Origin of the sequence: Pseudomonas sp. zfem005 (genome assembly GCF_032621735.1) — a bacterium.
GTDB lineage: Bacteria > Pseudomonadota > Gammaproteobacteria > Pseudomonadales > Pseudomonadaceae > Metapseudomonas > Metapseudomonas solani.
In genome coordinates this window covers 276,535-291,870 of sequence record NZ_JAVYJE010000006.1, presented here as the reverse complement: position 1 = coordinate 291,870, position 15,336 = coordinate 276,535, and the positions used below count along the sequence as shown (strand labels likewise).

12 protein-coding genes, 1 pseudogene and 1 riboswitch are annotated in these 15,336 nt (G+C 61.9%); of the genes and pseudogenes, 7 read left to right on the top strand and 6 right to left on the bottom strand.

The features are described 5' to 3' along the window. Positions 1 to 73: 73 nt before the first annotated feature. Positions 74 to 151 (bottom strand): hypothetical protein, encoded by a 78-nt coding sequence (locus RTW82_RS32215; protein ID WP_410478810.1) that lies wholly within the window; start codon positions 149 to 151, stop codon positions 74 to 76. Positions 152 to 551: 400 nt separating this feature from the next. Here RTW82_RS32215 and RTW82_RS15725 point away from each other — a divergent pair, with 400 nt between their 5' ends. From RTW82_RS15725 to RTW82_RS15705, 5 genes are all read left to right on the top strand, one after another. After that, positions 552 to 884: a hypothetical protein gene (locus RTW82_RS15725; RefSeq protein ID WP_316925659.1), complete on the top strand. Its 333-nt coding sequence runs from the start codon at positions 552 to 554 to the stop codon at positions 882 to 884. Beyond that, positions 884 to 1,246, top strand: a complete 363-nt coding sequence (locus RTW82_RS15720) for a hypothetical protein (protein WP_316925658.1) — start codon at positions 884 to 886, stop codon at positions 1,244 to 1,246. Before RTW82_RS15725 ends, RTW82_RS15720 begins: the two co-directional genes overlap by 1 nt. A gap of 308 nt (positions 1,247 to 1,554) precedes the next feature. Further along, a complete protein-coding gene (locus tag RTW82_RS15715) occupies positions 1,555 to 1,755 on the top strand; it encodes a hypothetical protein (RefSeq protein ID WP_316925657.1) in 201 nt (66 codons plus the stop codon). 54 nt (positions 1,756 to 1,809) lie between these two features. Beyond that, a complete protein-coding gene (locus tag RTW82_RS15710; RefSeq protein WP_316925656.1) occupies positions 1,810 to 1,965 on the top strand; it encodes a hypothetical protein in 156 nt (51 codons plus the stop codon). A 668-nt stretch (positions 1,966 to 2,633) separates the two neighbouring features. After that, positions 2,634 to 3,230: an imm11 family protein gene (locus tag RTW82_RS15705; protein WP_316925655.1), complete on the top strand. Its 597-nt coding sequence runs from the start codon at positions 2,634 to 2,636 to the stop codon at positions 3,228 to 3,230. Here RTW82_RS15705 and RTW82_RS15700 read toward each other — a convergent pair. Then, positions 3,202 to 3,381, bottom strand: a pseudogene (locus RTW82_RS15700) (transposase); the annotation flags it as partial. The gene RTW82_RS15705 and the pseudogene RTW82_RS15700 sit on opposite strands and share 29 nt — an antisense overlap. 94 nt (positions 3,382 to 3,475) lie before the next feature. Between RTW82_RS15700 and RTW82_RS15695 the strand changes: the two are divergent. Then, positions 3,476 to 3,772 (top strand): hypothetical protein, encoded by a 297-nt coding sequence (locus RTW82_RS15695; protein ID WP_316925654.1) that lies wholly within the window; start codon positions 3,476 to 3,478, stop codon positions 3,770 to 3,772. A 428-nt stretch (positions 3,773 to 4,200) separates the two neighbouring features. After that, on the top strand, positions 4,201 to 4,551 hold the full coding sequence (locus RTW82_RS15690) for a hypothetical protein (protein ID WP_316925653.1): 351 nt from the start codon (positions 4,201 to 4,203) through the stop codon (positions 4,549 to 4,551). 282 nt (positions 4,552 to 4,833) lie between these two features. On the opposite strand, the gene RTW82_RS15685 is transcribed toward RTW82_RS15690, so the two are convergent. The 4 genes from RTW82_RS15685 to RTW82_RS15670 all read right to left on the bottom strand — a co-directional run bounded on the left by RTW82_RS15685 (position 4,834) and on the right by RTW82_RS15670 (position 15,082). Next, entirely contained in the window at positions 4,834 to 6,486 is a 1,653-nt protein-coding gene (locus RTW82_RS15685) for a ShlB/FhaC/HecB family hemolysin secretion/activation protein (protein WP_316925652.1), read from the bottom strand. 2 nt (positions 6,487 to 6,488) lie between these two features. After that, positions 6,489 to 12,470 (bottom strand): filamentous hemagglutinin N-terminal domain-containing protein, encoded by a 5,982-nt coding sequence (locus tag RTW82_RS15680; RefSeq protein ID WP_316925651.1) that lies wholly within the window; start codon positions 12,468 to 12,470, stop codon positions 6,489 to 6,491. 113 nt (positions 12,471 to 12,583) lie between these two features. Then, positions 12,584 to 14,158: a sensor domain-containing diguanylate cyclase gene (locus RTW82_RS15675; RefSeq protein WP_316925650.1), complete on the bottom strand. Its 1,575-nt coding sequence runs from the start codon at positions 14,156 to 14,158 to the stop codon at positions 12,584 to 12,586. Positions 14,159 to 14,461: 303 nt separating this feature from the next. Next, entirely contained in the window at positions 14,462 to 15,082 is a 621-nt protein-coding gene (locus tag RTW82_RS15670; RefSeq protein ID WP_021221218.1) for a trimeric intracellular cation channel family protein, read from the bottom strand. Between the two features lie 120 nt (positions 15,083 to 15,202). After that, positions 15,203 to 15,293, bottom strand: a riboswitch (glycine riboswitch). Positions 15,294 to 15,336: the final 43 nt, after the last annotated feature.

Below are 15,336 nucleotides of genomic sequence, written 5' to 3'. Positions count from 1 at the left end.
GGAAAGCTAAGAATATATTAAATCGTCTTGTTTGTTAAGATTATGTGTCTCTTAGAGAGGCAAATAATAATTACTATGCAGTAATCACTAGCCTATACTTTCTGGCCTTGATTTTAATCTTCTGACTGACCGCAAATCCCGCCTGTTGCAACCAGCGCCTTCATAATCGGAGCTAGGGATGGTCTAGATCGCTTAAGCAACGGCTACACCTCCATTGAGGGCCAGAAGGTCATCGATTCATTCAGGCCGGGAACGCACTCTGGTGATGAGAGTCTGGCTGGCAGCATTGGTGAGTTTGTAGTGTCAGCAGCAACTGATCTCGTGCTGGAGCGTGTGGGTGGCAAGGCTCTGGAGCGTGTCGCTAAGGTAGTGGATGGGAAGCTGAATGCTTCCAACGTAGCCTCTGGTGCGGTGGGCGATGGCACAAAAGAGGTAGCAGGTACCGCTACGACGGGGGGAACGAAAGTTGTTCCAAATAAGTTTGATTTGCCTAATGGCCTCGTGGGTTTACTGATAATAAACAGTTTGCGTAGGTTGGAAATGAGCTTGCATTGGCTCTTAAAGAGTCTGGATTGGAGTGCCAAAGTATTGGTGTCAGGGGAAGCTCAATAACCAACCCATCAAGTAAGTGCGGGTCGTTCAGGTTTGATGCACAAGATGGCATGAAGCCTAGTGATATAGATGTTTTTATAGATCTTTCTAAAGATATTGCGATTAGTAGTAGTGAAAATATTTCGGGCTTTATTCATCCGAATAAACTATTTAAAAGGTATCCGGCATTGAAAGCGTGGTCGGATAAGTGGTCGAAAATTCTTGGTCGTGAAATTACGCCTGGTGGATTTAAGCTAGGGACATTTACAGATGCAGATATGGTGAGATTTTGATGATAGAAGTATTATTTTTTAATGCGAATAGCGAAGACAGTGAGGTGGCAGATCTAGTTTTTCATGCACTTGGAATGCCATTCAATTTAGAGGGTAGTAGTGCTAATTCGTTAAACGGTGAGTACAGTTCATTGTCTGTGTTTGGTTTAAGCGTGAAGCTAGAGTCAAATACTTATGGCTATGAAGATAATTACGAATATATGATCTCGATTTACAAAGATAAGCTAACGAAACTTGTTGTGTGCGATGATATTGTTTTGCCTGTCGTGAAAGTCGTTGCGAGGTTGCTGGCGGATAATCTTGGAGTTGTTGTTGCGCATGAGGTTGATAATGAGCTGGATATATATAGCCCTGCTTCATGACTCAATCGATTGTGAAAGCCCTGTAGGGTGGGTAATTTGACCCGCGCGGACTTTGCTTTCGACATGCGCCGGGTGTGATCGATGTGGCGGAACGTGGCTTTTGTGTGAGTTTAACCATCGCTCGGCGGGCTACATCTTCGGATAACCCGCCCTACGTTTGCGCTGGCTTGGTGTTGTTGTGATGCCTTGATGGGGGGCTGTTGGGGCAAAATAAACAGGCAAAGCCGTTTCGATTGGCGGCAAGACTTGCGTCTACAGCTGCGTAGTTGATGGAGTGACCCGCTATTGTAGGTATTACCGACGACATAGTGAAGCGAGGTCAGGCGCACCTGCGCGAGAAAGGGATTGTGATTACGAAAATTATGGGGCTTGAAGGGCTGTCAAGTACGGATGCTCGTGCGGTTGAGCAAACGCTGATTGACTTTCATGGTCTCGGAAAAGATGGTGAAATGCTCATTAATAAAATTAACTCTATCTCCAAGATTAAGGACCCGACCAAGTATGAGTAGGCTCTTATTCGAGGTGCTGAGCTTTTGAAGAAAGCAGGGTATGAAGGATTTTAAATGGCAAAGAAAGTAAAGTTGGGTGATGTATTGCAGGTTCTGACATCGCAAGGGGTTGCATATGTGCAAGTGACGCACAAACATCCCGAATTTGGTTATTTGATTCGAGTGTTTCCGGGTTTTACGACGCGCCGCCAGAAGATTTTTCAGCTGTAGTTAGTGGCCCAGTTCAGTTTTCGGCGTTTTTTGTGGTTCAGAGTGCTGTTAATCAAGGTCTGCTATCCGTGGTTGTAAACACTCCAGTTCCCGAGAGCTTGCAGGTATTCCCCACACTCCGCTCTAGAAATGGAGGCCTAGGAGGTTCTATCTGGTTGTGGAGTAGAGGTGATGCGGTTCGATTGGAGAGATGTCTGCTCCCTGAGGAGTTAATGTATCCAACAGAAGGAATCATCAGTGCCCCGCTGCTTGTTGAGCGAATTGAAAAATTACAGAGCGGAGATGCATGAGGTTTGGTGAGGCTATTTGTATGGCGATAACACCGGATTTGCGCTAAATTTTCTTCGTTAGTCGTCAGGTGTTCTGTTTTAATTTTCTCTTCCAGTTGCTGAGAAACTGCTCTCGCGTTACTTGAAAGGGAAAACATTGTTTTATGGCTCGACTGGTGTTTTTTAATTGATTGGGATGATATGTATCCAATAAGTGTTCCGCCTGGTCAGAGTATAATTTAGCTGCTTAAGAGCGTTTGATGATCGACTCCTTGGGGTGGCGCGGTTATTTAGGTTGGTGGTTCAGAAAGTTTGGAAATTATGTTTTGAATGTGCCCACCTGTTGGTGCGGCCCTCAATTAGGAAGTCTGGTTAATTAATGAGTTGTGGGGTAATGGCGTGAAATATTATTTGCTCAGGCAGGATAATGAAATTCTTGATAAATGGTTTTTTGGTGATGTTAGGCATGTGAATAATTGGCATTTTAGTAACCCGCCAGTGAATTTTATGGAGCCTGGCAGATATACCCTTGATGTTCGATTTGATGGTGATGAGGTTGACTACACTCTTGCTGGCTACGCTAGTGTTCCCGTGTTGAGCGCGAAGGCTTGCGGTGCGTTGTCTGGAATGCCAGAGATCGATGAGCCATACCGAAATGTCGTTTTTGAGCCAGTTGAGATAGAAGGGAAGCATGTTGTTCAGGATTACTTCCTGATGATTGTTGAAACGCAAATTGATTGCGTTGATGAAGAGCGATCTGATTTCAGTAAATACGATTTTAATGACCCTGTGAGGCCGGATATGGCAGGCGATTATCGCTCTTTCTTTAATCTGGTTGTTGATCCAGCAAGAATTGGATCGCATCATGTTTTTAGGTTGAAAAAATACTTGGGTGCGCTAATAGTCAGCGAGGAGATAAAGCTCCGCTTTGAAGGCGCAGGTGTGACTGGGGCCGCTTTTGAATCGGTCAGCGGTGATCGAGTAACTGTTGCCTAGGTTCTGTACGAAAATGCTGGCGTAAGCATCGCTGCGTACAAATCAGGGTGACTATTGCGGTAAAACTCTTGGCAAGCTTGTCGTAACGGGTGCCGACTCTTCGGTTCTCCTTTAGCCAGCCGAACATCCGCTCGATGATGTTGCGCTGCCGACAGCCAATAAATCTGGCTGACGATGCGGCAACAATACGCTCGCTGACCCGTGAGAATGAGAGTGCGACGACGCTTGCCAACAGCGGCTACTAGGTGCAACAAAATCCCCCAACCTTGCCGAATGGAAAAAATCCTGACTACATCATCAATGGACAGGTGTTTGACAACTATGCACCCTCGACTGGCAGTGTTCGAGATGCATGGACTGAAATCGGTAAAAAAGTCGAAAAAGGGCAAGCAGATAACGTTGTAGTCAATTTGGCTGGCACCCCGACTACCCCCGGCGTACTTAAAGAGCAACTAACCAATTACCCGGTTTTCGGTCTTAAGCAAGTCATCATCATCGACAAATCGGGGGCGCCAACTGTCATTAAATTCGGAGGAAACTGAGTTGGCTATTTCTCTATTTTGCTACTCATCACGTACCGCCGAAGATGTCAAAGGGATACTTGACTTGCTGGCCGTGCAGTACCAGGATTTTTTGCGGAAAAATTCCTAATTTCTAGTATTGATGACTTAAAAAATCCTACTACTTACTCTGATTCTGTTTTGGTAGAAATCGCACTTGAGTACGGCATGCGTGCAAGCTGTTTATTTTTAGTTGACCTTAACGACAAGAGTGCTGCGAGTTTACTGCCAACGGTGGAGGCGATCATCAAGAATGCACTGGGTGATGGCAATGTACTCATCCTGTTTAACAACGAAGAGCGTCGATAGGCTGATCCCCAGTTAGTAATTGAACGGGCCCCTGCCGGAGCAATCCGGCGTTTTTACTGGAGGGCTCCGCACTCGAGTGGAGCCTCCATTTGGAGAGACACATGAAAATGACTTCGTTGGCCTGCTTGGCGGGCTTCGTATTACTGGCCCAGGGATGCGCTTCGTCCCGTGAGGTCGACACCCGCCATCTCACTCGCTTCGACGAGTACCACGCCAACCTCGAGATCGTGGGCCAGCGCTACACGCTGGATGCCTACATCGTGATGTTCCAGAAGCCCTTCTATATCACCGTGCAGCGGGATGACCGCCGCCCCATGTCGATCGATGAGGCGGCGCGCGCAGCGGAGGAGTACATCAAGCCTCGGGGATGTACGGAACCGCTCGTCCGTCGTGCCGATCTGGACCGCAGCAACGCTGACAAGACCCAGTGGATGGTCGGTATCGAGTGCTGATCCGCAAGGAGCGCTTGAGCCTGGTCAGGGTCATTACCGAGGCCGACACCGACGGGGATGAAGAGGCACCCGGAGGTGGGGTTCGGCTCACCACCGTGCGATGAGGCTGGCGCCCAACAGGGGTGGCTTTCTCGATCCACTCGGAAGGCGCTGCAGTGACTGCGACGGTCGGGCCAGCAGTCGGATCATTGATTGCGACCTGTTGGGCGGCCTGTCTCCAGGCTGTGCCCGTAGCACCGGCAAACCCCGCCATGCCCCTGCCCATCAGGCAGGGGCACGGACTCAGAAGGCGCGCACCACTTGGGCCCAGACGCGCGGCGTGCGCTCCACGTCGCTCTCGGCTGCGGCGCTGCCCAGCTTCCAGGCCGCCACGGCGTTGACCTGCCAGCCATGGGCCGCCCACAGGGCACCGAAACCGGCGCCGGAGAGGCTGCGGTGGTTGTCGTCCGAGGTCCAGGCGTCCTTGTTCAGGCGCACTTCGCCGTGGTCGACGAAGGTGGACAGCTGCCAGGCCTCGGTGAGGGCGTAGCGCAGCTCGACGTTGGCCAGCCAGCCCTGATCGCCCGAGGCCTCGCCCTGGGGGTAGGCGCGAACGCCGTAGGCGCCGCCTAGGTAGAGTTTCTCGGAGCTGTCCAGGTTGCCGTCTGCCCACTGGCCCTGGAGCTGGGTGTAGAGGCTGAAGCGGTCGCTGAGGCGCTGCAGGCGCACCAGGCTGGGGTTGAGCTTGTGGAAGCGGCCACGGGTGCCGGCGGTGGCGTCGTCGGTGCGCCGGGCCTGGGCGCCGTCGAGGGTCAGGCTGCCCTGGCTCCAGCCGAGGGCGAAGCTGTTGATGCCGCCGCCGAGGAGGTCGTCACGGCTGTTGCCGTTGAGGGTGAGGGTCACGACGCGGGCGTGCTTGTCGCTCTTCTCATCGAACAGGTCGATGTCGTCCTTCAGGCGCTTGTCGTCGAGCTGCAACTGGGTGAACAGGCTGAAGTCCCGCGAGCGCACCAGGGGCTGGATAGCGTAGACGCTGGCGATGCGCGCGTTGCCGTGGGCGCGCAGGTCCTCGAAGTCCTTGCCCAGCTCGTAGTCCATGTCCGAGTAGGCGACGCCGAACTGGGTGGCCCAGGGGCCGAGCGGCAACTGGTAGGCCACGCGGCCGTAGTGCTGGTCCTCGTCACTGCCCATGGCCCGCAGGCTGAGGCGGTCGCCGAGGTTGAGCGGGTTGTTCAGGTTCATGGTACCGCCCAGGCGGTACTGGCCGACGAAGCGGTTGCCGTAGTTGTCCATGTCCACCGAGCCGGTGACCAGGGGCGCCTTCTGCAGGCCCACCAGCAGGTCGGTGGTGCCGGTGCTGGCACCGGGTCGCAGGGTGGACTTCACCTCCACGCCGGGGGTGTCCTGCAGCAGCAGCAGGCTGCGCTCCAGGGGCTGGCCCTGCACCGCATCGCCGGTTTTCAGCGCGGCCAGCGGCGCCAGTGCGCTGCCACCCAGGCCTACCGGGTTGTCGACGCGGACCTCGCCGTAGCGCCCTTCCAGCACGGCGATCTTCACCAACCCGCCATCGATCTCCTGGGCCGGTAGGTAGGCACGCGCCAGGGGGTAGCCCTGTTCGCGGTAACGCCGGGTGATGCGGTTGGCGGCCGCCTGCAGCTGGCCGACGCTGAGTTCCTTGCCGGGCAGGTCGGCCAGCAGGCCCAGCAGCTCTTCGCTGCCCAGTGCGCTATTGCCTTCCAGGGTGAAACCGTTGACCTGCAGGCGCGGACCGGCCTCGGCCGACGGGTCGGCGGGCGTGTCCGGGAGGTTGATCGGCAGGGACTGCCGGGGACTCAGTTGCAGGGGCTGCTGGTCGAGGCCTTGCTGCACCTGGCCGGCATCCGGAGCGGTGGCGGCGGAGACGGACAGGCTGAGCAGCGAGGCGGCAAGGCCGGCCAGCACGGGAGTCGAACGCATCTTCAGATTCCTTCGGGAAGACGAATGCCGTTGTTGACGAGGTTGAGCTGCGCGCCGAACTCGGCCGGTGCGAATAGAGCCGGGGTGACCACCACCAGCGGTCGCTCGGTTTCGCTGCCGGGTTGCTTACCGGTCATCTGCGCGGCAGGCACGCGCGGGTCGGTGACGGTGCCGACGGACAGCGTCTCGGTGACGGTGAGCATGCCGTCAACGTAGGTGATGTCGTAGTTGCCCAGGCCGGTGCCCTGGGCGTTGCTGGCGACGATGGCGTAGTTGCCCGCCGTGGCCCCGGTCCCGGCCCCACCGCTGTTCAGGCTGACGCCGCTGATCTGGTCGCCGGCCACCAGACCGGCACTGGAGAAGCCACTGAGGCTCGCCACCTGGCCGGCGGTCTTGCTGGCATTGCTGGCGGTAATGGCCAGCGCAGCCTTGTCGATGGTCAGGGTGCCGCTGCCGTAGGTGATGTCGTAGTTGCCCAGCCCGCTGCCCTGGGCGTTGCTGGCAGCAATGGCGTAGTTGCCGACGCCAGCATTGAACACCGACCCCAGGCTGGTGAGATCCACACCGCTGACCTGGTCACCCGTGATCAGGCCCGAGGTGGTGAAGCCGCTCAGCGAGGCCGTCTGGCCGTAGGTCTTGCTGGCATTGCTGGCGGTGATGGTCAGGGCCGCCTTGTCGATGGTCAGGGTGCCGGCGAGCATCTCGATGTCATAGCCGAACTGGCTGGAATAGAGCCCGCTCGCGCGCAGGTTGGCACCGCTGTAGGTGCCGGCGTTGGCACTGTTGGCGGTGTAGACAGCACTGCCGGAAACCAGGGCCGGGTCGTAGCCGATGGGGAACACCAAGGCACCGGTGCTGCTGGTGGCGTTGCCGTCGTAGGTCTTGCTGGCGTTGCCGACGTTGACGCTGAGGGCGGTCATGAAGGTGCGCAGCAGTGGTGCGCTGTGGCCCTCGTACATGCGCCAGGTGGCACCTGTGCCGCCGGCGTCGTCGATGCTCCAGCCGGCCGCCACGAAGGGCGCCAGGGTGGTGAGCTGGGTGCTGGTCAACCCCGATACGCCCGAGGCATTGCCGGCCCCGACGCCCTGTGCCAGGCCGCTGGTGGTGGTGTTCCAGAAACTGCCGGTGGCAGTGCCGGCATTGCTGCCCACCAGGCCGCCGACCGCACCGACACTGGAACTGGCGGTACCCGTGGAATAAACACGCAGCAGGCTGCCGTCGTTGAACCCGACCAGGCCGCCTGCCATGGCGCTGCCCTGGGCGCTGCCGGTGGTGTAGCTGTCGCGGATGGTGCCGGTGCTGGCGTTGCTGCCAGCCAGGCCGCCGCCATTCAGGCCGCCGCTGGCGCTGCCCGTGGCCAGGGACTCGCTGAGGGTGCCGGCGTTGGTGCCGACCAGGGCGCCGACGTTGCCCGTACCGGTGGCGCTGGTGTCGCTGCTGACCCGCTCGATCACACCCGCCGAAGCGTTGTAGCCCACCAGGGCGCCGGTGTAAGTACCGCCGACCACGCTGCCGCCCACCAGGTTGAGGTTGCCGACATAACCGGCGTTGTAGCCGAACAGGCCGCTGTAGGTGCTGCCGGGGCGGTTGATGGCCAGGCCGCTGATGCGGTGCCCCTGCCCGTCGAACCGGCCGGTGAAGGGGTTGGCCAGGCTGCCGATGGAGAGGAAGCCGGTGCCGCTGTTCCACAGCGCACTGCTGGAGGCGTCGATATCGTTCGCCAGAACGAAGCGGCTGCCCGCCAGGCTGGTGGAGGCCAGCCCCTGGAGCCCATAGACATCGGCGATGCGGTACGGGGTGGCGGCGCTGCCGTCCCCGGCCAGGGCCCGTATGAAGGTGGCGCTGGGGCTGAGGCGGAAGTCGGTGACGTTGAAACTCGGCAGGCTGGCCGCGACCTGGCTCCAGGTGCCGCCGGTGAGATTCAGCACACCGAGGTTGACGCTCCCGTTGCTGGTCACGGTGCCGGCAGCAGACAGGGTCAGGCTGCCGTTGGCGGCGTCGATGCCATCACCCAAGAGGATGTTGCCGCTGTTGCTGGTGCTGAGGGTCAGCCCGGCGTTGTCGCCCCAGGTCAGACGGTCGGCCACGCTGAGGTTGCCGGCTGCCGACAGCTGGCGGGTACCGCTGATGCCGAAGGCGCCGCCGCTGTCGAGGCTCAACAGCCCGCCGGAGCCGAGGTCGGTGTCCAGGCTGTAGCTGGCGGGAGTGGCGCTCAGGTAGAGGCCATAGCCGGTATCGGTGAGACCGCCGAAGTCGGAGAGCGCGAGGAAGCCGAGATCGCTGTCGGCGTAGCTGCCCCGAGCGGCCAGGTAGCGGCTGCGGGTTGCCGTGAGGCTGCCCTGCCCAGTCACCAGGCGCATGGCCGAGGCATAGATATCCAGGCCCTGGATACCGAGGTAGCCGACACGATCACTGAACGCGGCACCCTGGCTGGAACCACTCTCCAGGTAGGTGAGCGTGCCATTGCCGTCGAACCGGCTGGCTTCGCCAAGGACGTAGTAGTAGCCGTTCGCCCCGGTGGAGGCGCTGCCGATCAGTTGCCCACCCGACACGGCACTGACGGTGGCGCCAGCGAGTGCCGTGCTGCCGGCGTCGCTGAACACCCGGCCGCTCACGGCGTTGGGTGTGGTGCTGTAGCGCCATTGCAGATACGGATAGAGGTTGGTGCCGATGCCCCAGATCGGGGAGGCGAAACCGGCCGGCAGGCTGCCTTGCAACTGGGCGGTGGTGCGTCCGGTGATTCCAGCCGCCACCCCGCCGGCGCTGCCCAGCGTCTGGCCGCTGGTCTGGATGTCCCAGTAGGCGTTGGTGATGGCACTGCTGCCACCGTTGTTGTAGCCGGCGAAGCCGCCCATCTGGCTGCCGCCGGCGACGTAGCCGGTGGAGTAGCTGTTGCCGATGGTGCCGTTGACGAAGTTGACCCCGACGAAGCCGCCGATGTTGCTGGCGGAGCCTTGGCCGATTACCGCGCCGGTGGCGTAGGAGTCGGTGATGCTGCCTTCGTTATGGCCGACGAAACCGCCGATGGGCCCCGCCGCCGCCCTCACCGTGCCAGTGGCGTAGGACTGGCTGATGGAACCGCCATTGCCGCTGTAGCCGTTGGCTCCGACCAGCCCACCGACATAGCCGAGGCCGTTGTTCGGGTTGGTGCCGGTCACATTGCCGGTGGCATAGGCGCGCGTGATGCTGCCGCCGTTGAAATTGATGCCGACCAGGCCGCCGATCTGGTAGCCGGCGCCGGTGACGTTGCCACTGGCGGAGGCATCGGCGATGGCGCCGCCGTCGTTGGTGCCCACCAGCCCACCGGTATTAGCCTCGCCAGTGCTGGTGCCGCTGACGGTGGTGCTGGCTGATGCGCTGCCAAGGGTCCCGCCCGTCATGTAGCCGACCAGCGCGCCGACACCGTCGCTGCCGGTGACACTGCCGCCCACCAGCTTGACGTTGGCCAGGGTTGCGCCGGAGGTGTAGCCGAACAGGCCCACGTAGTTGGTGCTCGCTCGGTTGATGGTCAGGCCGCTGAGGCCGAAGCCCTGTCCATTGAAGCTGCCGGTGAAGCTGCCGGTGTCGCTGCCCAGGGGCTTGAAGCCCGATGCGCCCCAGACATCGGCGTAGTAACCGTTGCCGCCTGCAGCAAGCGCGGCGCCAAGGTCGAGGGAGGTGCCGAGCCGGTAGTTGCCGGCCAGGTTCATGCCGATCAGTTGCAAGGCATGGGGGGTGTACACCGCGGTGGAGTACTCGCTGCGCAGCATCGGCCGGGTATCACCCTCGAACATCACCCAGGTGTTGGTGAAGTCGAAGCCGTTGTAGGTGGACTGGTTGCGGGCATTGGCCGAAGTGATGGCGGTGCCACCGCTGGCGCTGCTGGCCTGCCCGGTGCTGTTCACGTCCCAGTAGCTGTTGGCGAAGGTGATGGTGGACAGGAAGGTGCCGCCGATCAGGCCACCCGTGGCGGTGTAGCCCTGGACCCGGCCGCTGGCGTAGGTGTTGGTCAGGGTTGCCGAGTCGAAGACATTGCCCACCAGCCCGCCGGCGAAGGCGCTGCTGTTGCTGATGGTGCCGGTCACCGACCCCGTGGAATAGGCATCGGCCAGCGTGCCGTTCTGCAGGGTGCCGGCCAGGCCGCCCACGTTGCTCAGGCCCGTCACGCTGGCGGTCGAGGACGCCCCCTGCAGCGTGCCATTGGTGACCTGGCCGACCAGGCCGCCGACGTTGGAGCCGTTGCCCAGCACCGAGCCGGTGACGTGGATGCCCGACAGCGTGCCGCTGAGGGACCCGCTGATGGCGCCGACGGTGATGTTGCCGGTGATGGCGGCATTGGACAGGGTCAGGTCGCGCACCTGCCCGCTGACGGCCTGGAACAGGCCCACGTTGTTCTCGGAACCACGGGCGATGGTCAGGCCATCCACGGCGTGACCGAGGCCGGTAAAGGTGCCGCTGAAACCTTGCAGCGGCGCGAAGCCCTGGCCGCCGTTCCAGGTGCGCGTGGCGCTGGCGTCCAGGTCGGTGGCGAGGGCGTAGTTGCCACTGGCGCCGACACCCTGCAAACCGGCGAGGTCATGGATCAGGGTGTAGCTGGTGCCCCCCAGGCTGAGGCTGGCGTTGCTGCCCGACAGGGTGACGCGGGCGCCGCTGCCCAGCCGGTAGCCGTTGCCGTAGACCAGCGAGAGCCCCGCGTTGGTGCCGGTGGCGGTGATGTCCTTGTTGATGATGACGCTGCCGGCGGCGTTCAGCGTCAGGGTGGTGTCGGCGCTCCAGCTGATGGGCGCATCCACGGTGATGTTGCCGGCCTGACTGCCACCGACCCCGGTGGTCACCGTCACCCCGGTGCTGGCCAGGGCGTTGGTCAGGGTGTTGACGTTGAGCACGCTGTCGTTGGCGTTGCCGTTGAAGCCACCCATGCCGGTGCTGCTGGCAGTGGAAATGGTCACGTTGTAGGGGTCGATCAGCCATTCGCCGGTCTTGCCCTTGCCGGGCTTGGCCAGGGTGGTGACCTTCACGTCATCGGCAACCTGCACGTGGGCACCGCTGGTCTCGATGAAGCCACCATTGCCGCCGTTCGGGGCACTGGCATCGAGGGTGCCGGCCACCTTGACCACGCCGCCGTCGAAATCGCCCATGAGCATGATCTTGCCGTTCTTCTGGCCCAGGGTGCGGGCCTCGATCACGCCGGTGTTGTTGACCACGGTCTTGAGCAGCGCATCGCCGGCATCGGCGGTGAGCAGCACCTTGCCGCCGTCGGCGCGGATCAGCTTGTGATTCTCCACCAGCGCATCCGCAGCGGCCCCGTCCACCTGGACGTTGAGCAGGCCGTCGCCGGCAAAGTCCAGGGTCACGGCATTGCCGGCCGCCAGGGCCACGCTGCCCTGCTGGGCGACGATCACCCCCTGGTTGCTGACGGTGCCCCCCAGCAGCGCCACGGCGCCGCCGTCGGCTGCGGTGAGGGTGCCCTGGTTGACCACGGCCGCCGGCGTGCCGTCGCCCTTGAAACGGTAGTTGCCGCGTTCGAAATCCTGCGGGTCGATGTCGAGGGTCGAGGCCACCAGGCCGCCGACCTGGACCTGGGCACCGCTGCCGAACAGCACGCCATTGGGGTTGACCAGGAAGACCCGGCCGTTGGCATCCAGCTGGCCCATGATCTTCGAGCCGTCGCTGCCCACCACGCGGTTGAGGGCGATGGAATCACTGCCGGGCTGGTTGAAGGTCACCCGCTTGCCGGCGCCGATGTCGAAGCTCTGCCAGTTGATCGCCAGCTTGTTGCTGGACTGGTCGATGACCATCTGCTGGGCGTTGGGCTGGCTGATGGCGCCACTGCCGGAAACCACCTGGCCGCCGGTCGGCAGGTCGGCCGCCAGGCCCGCCACCGGGGCCAGCAGCGCACACGCCAGGACCGCGCCGGAGCCCGCCTTGCGTCTCCGGGTATGCTCATCGGCGACACACCAGGCGCGCAGACGGGGATTCCAGACCAGCGAGAAGGCTCGATTCATGACAGCAGTCCTTTGACGGCAAGAAGGGCTCGAGAAAGCCGCCGCTGTATATCACGGCGACTTTTACCTAGGAATTGGCTGTCAGGAATTTTTTACATCATGAATTTTTGGCGTCAGCTGATTGACTCGAATGCCCGTATCTCGTCCGCCATCACCCGGTTGCGCCCGGCCTGCTTGGCCTGGTAGAGCAGCTCGTCCGCGCGCTTGAGCACGTCCTGCACACTGCGCCCGCCTCGGGGTGACCAGTGCACCACACCGAGGGAAACGGTGATCTGCCCCACCGGGTCGATCGGGGTGGCCTCCTGCCGGGCGCGGAAGCGCTCGGCCACCTCTGCTGCCGTGCGCAGGGGCGCCTCGGGCAGCAGCAGGATGAACTCCTCGCCGCCGACACGGCACGGCAGGTCCCGCTCCCGACAGCTCTGGCGCAGCAGGTCGGCGAACTGGCGTAGCACATCGTCACCCGTGTCGTGGCCGAAGGTGTCGTTGACCCGCTTGAAGTGGTCGATGTCCAGGCTGATCACGGAGAACGGCGTGCCCAGGCGCTGCCAGGCCTGCAAGCGCTCCTCCATGGCGCGGCGGTTGGCCAGCCCGGTGAGCGGATCGCTCTTGGCCTGCTGGTCCAGTTGGCCAAGCTTGGCCCGGGTGACCTCCAGCCCGGCCAGCAGCGCCTGCTTGATCATCCAGGCCTCGGCATACCAGGCTTTCACCCGCAGGGCCTTCTCCGCCCGCTCGGGCTGCGCGGCGCTCTCGGCCAGTTGCCGCAGCGGGCGGCTGATGCGCGCGGAAATCCACAGGATCAGCCCGATGCCCAGCAGGCTCATGGGCAGCAGGCCGGCGAGCAGGCGCTTCATCAACTCCTCCAGCGCCGCCTGGGCTGCAGCCAGGGGCTGCTGCGCCACCACGCCCCAGCCACTCAGCGGCACGCTGGCGTAGCCGGCCAGCATCTCCACGCCCCGTGTGTTGACCGCCTGCATGGCGCCGCTCTCGCCCTTGAGCACCGCATCGACGATGGGGTTGGCGCCCAGGCGCTCGCCAACGCGGCTGGTGTCGGGGTGGAACAGCACCTTGCGGTCCGGGTCCACCAGGTAGACGTTGGACGCGTCATGGTGGAAGTGCTGGCTGACCAGCGAATCCAGGGCATTGGGCTTGCCCAGGTAGATGGTGCCGCCGATCAGCCCCCGGTACTGGCCATCGGGGCCCCAGATGGGGTGGGAAACGAAGACGATGAGGTTGCCCGCCAGGGAGCGGAACGCCGGGCTGACCATCGCCCGGCGCTGCTGCAGGGCCTCCCGCGAGCGCAGGGCCTGGCCGTTGATGCCCAGGCTGTCGGGCTTGGAAGCCACCACGGTGCCCTCGGCATCGGCCACCAGCACGGTGTTGAAGCTGTGGTCCTGCATCAGCAGGCGCTCGGCCTCCAGCGCCATCTGTTTCGTGTCCCCCGGCACGTTGCCCAGCAGGGTGGCGCTGAAGCGCAGGCGCTCCAGGTCACCGGCCAGGTTCTCGTTGATGCTGGCGGCGAGCTTGGCCGCATAGGCGCGGTTGGCCTCCAGGGCGTTCTGCACCAGTGCCTGGCGCTGGATGCCATAGGTCACCAGCAGGTTGTTGGCCAGCGTCGCCAGGGTCGCGGCGAGTGCGAACAGCAGGATGAGGCTGCGCAGGTTGAGCTTGGGGGGCGGCCCGAACGGCATGGGTCATGTCCCGATGGGTCTAGCGCTCAAGGCGACTGCGATCCTTGCAGCGGGTCCTACGGGCGACGCATCGTCGTGGTGAGCGAGCGGGCTTTGGCCAGGGCCGTCACAGGCCCGTAGAAAAGCCCGGGAAAACGTGTGGATTTTACCCTTCGGGCAAGGTGAAACCAAGGCCGAAACGGCGAGGTGCCACCATTTGTGCGCTCCGGGATCGGGCGACACCGCGGGCCCGGGGCTGCGCTGGCAGGCTGGAGATGGGGCGCACCGAACCGAGCCGGGCTCGGTGGGTGGGTGCGGAGACTTTCAATGCTCCCAGCGCCCCGGCGCATAGGAAAACATCGGCAGCGACCAGCTGAAACGGATCGCCGAAAGTCGCAGCAGCAGGCCGACGCTGAAGGAGGCGAGCAGGTTGAGGTCGTCGTCGACGCCTTGCTGGCGCAGGCCGAGGTAGAGCAGGGCGACCAGCAGGGAGACGCTGGCGTAGAGCTCCTGGCGTAGGACCTGCGGGGTGCGGTTGCAGAGGATGTCGCGGAGGATGCCGCCGAAGATGCCGGTGATGATCCCGGCCATGGCCACCACCGGCAGGGCGTAGTCCAGGCCCAGGGCGACGTTGCAGCCGATCACGGTGAAGGCGATCAGGCCCATGGCGTCGAGCACCAGGAACAGCTGCCGCAGGTGGTGCATGAACCTGGCCAGGAGCATGGCCGAGAGGCCGGCGCCGATGGTGAGGAAGATGTATTCGGGGTGCTGGGTCCAGCTCACCGGGTAGTGGCCGAGGAGGATGTCGCGGACGGTGCCGCCGCCGAGGGCGGTGAGGAAGGCGATGAGGCTGACGCCGAACAGGTCCATATTGCGCCGGCCGGCGGCGAGGGCACCGGACATGGCTTCGGCGACGATTGCAATCAGGTAGACGTAGGTGAGCACACAGAACTCCTGCGTTGTGCTGCCCCTCCCCCTGTCCTGTGTACCTGAGAGTTTGCGCGGCGTGGGCCGCTTGCCCCTTCGGTGGGCCGCTCGCGGGCGGCCGCTCTCCAGTTGGCGATCATGGAACCCGCAGTGACTTCTGCCTGAGCGATTATGGGAGTTTGCGCCTTCGGCGGAGGCGCATGGCGCCTCGCTCTCCTGCGGGGGCGCGGATTATAGGGGCGCTGACGAACTTGTGCGAGTGGTCAGCTTCC

What these genes read in the sequence shown, in the direction of transcription:
- RTW82_RS15720 (WP_316925658.1), top strand. Translation starts at nt 884, where the DNA reads ATGATAGAAGTATTATTTTTTAATGCGAATAGCGAAGACAGTGAGGTG.
- RTW82_RS15710 (WP_316925656.1), top strand. Translation starts at nt 1,810, where the DNA reads ATGGCAAAGAAAGTAAAGTTGGGTGATGTATTGCAGGTTCTGACATCG.
- RTW82_RS15690 (WP_316925653.1), top strand. Translation starts at nt 4,201, where the DNA reads ATGAAAATGACTTCGTTGGCCTGCTTGGCGGGCTTCGTATTACTGGCC.
- RTW82_RS15685 (WP_316925652.1), bottom strand. Translation starts at nt 6,486, where the DNA reads ATGCGTTCGACTCCCGTGCTGGCCGGCCTTGCCGCCTCGCTGCTCAGC.
- RTW82_RS15680 (WP_316925651.1), bottom strand. Translation starts at nt 12,470, where the DNA reads ATGAATCGAGCCTTCTCGCTGGTCTGGAATCCCCGTCTGCGCGCCTGG.
- RTW82_RS15675 (WP_316925650.1), bottom strand. Translation starts at nt 14,158, where the DNA reads ATGCCGTTCGGGCCGCCCCCCAAGCTCAACCTGCGCAGCCTCATCCTG.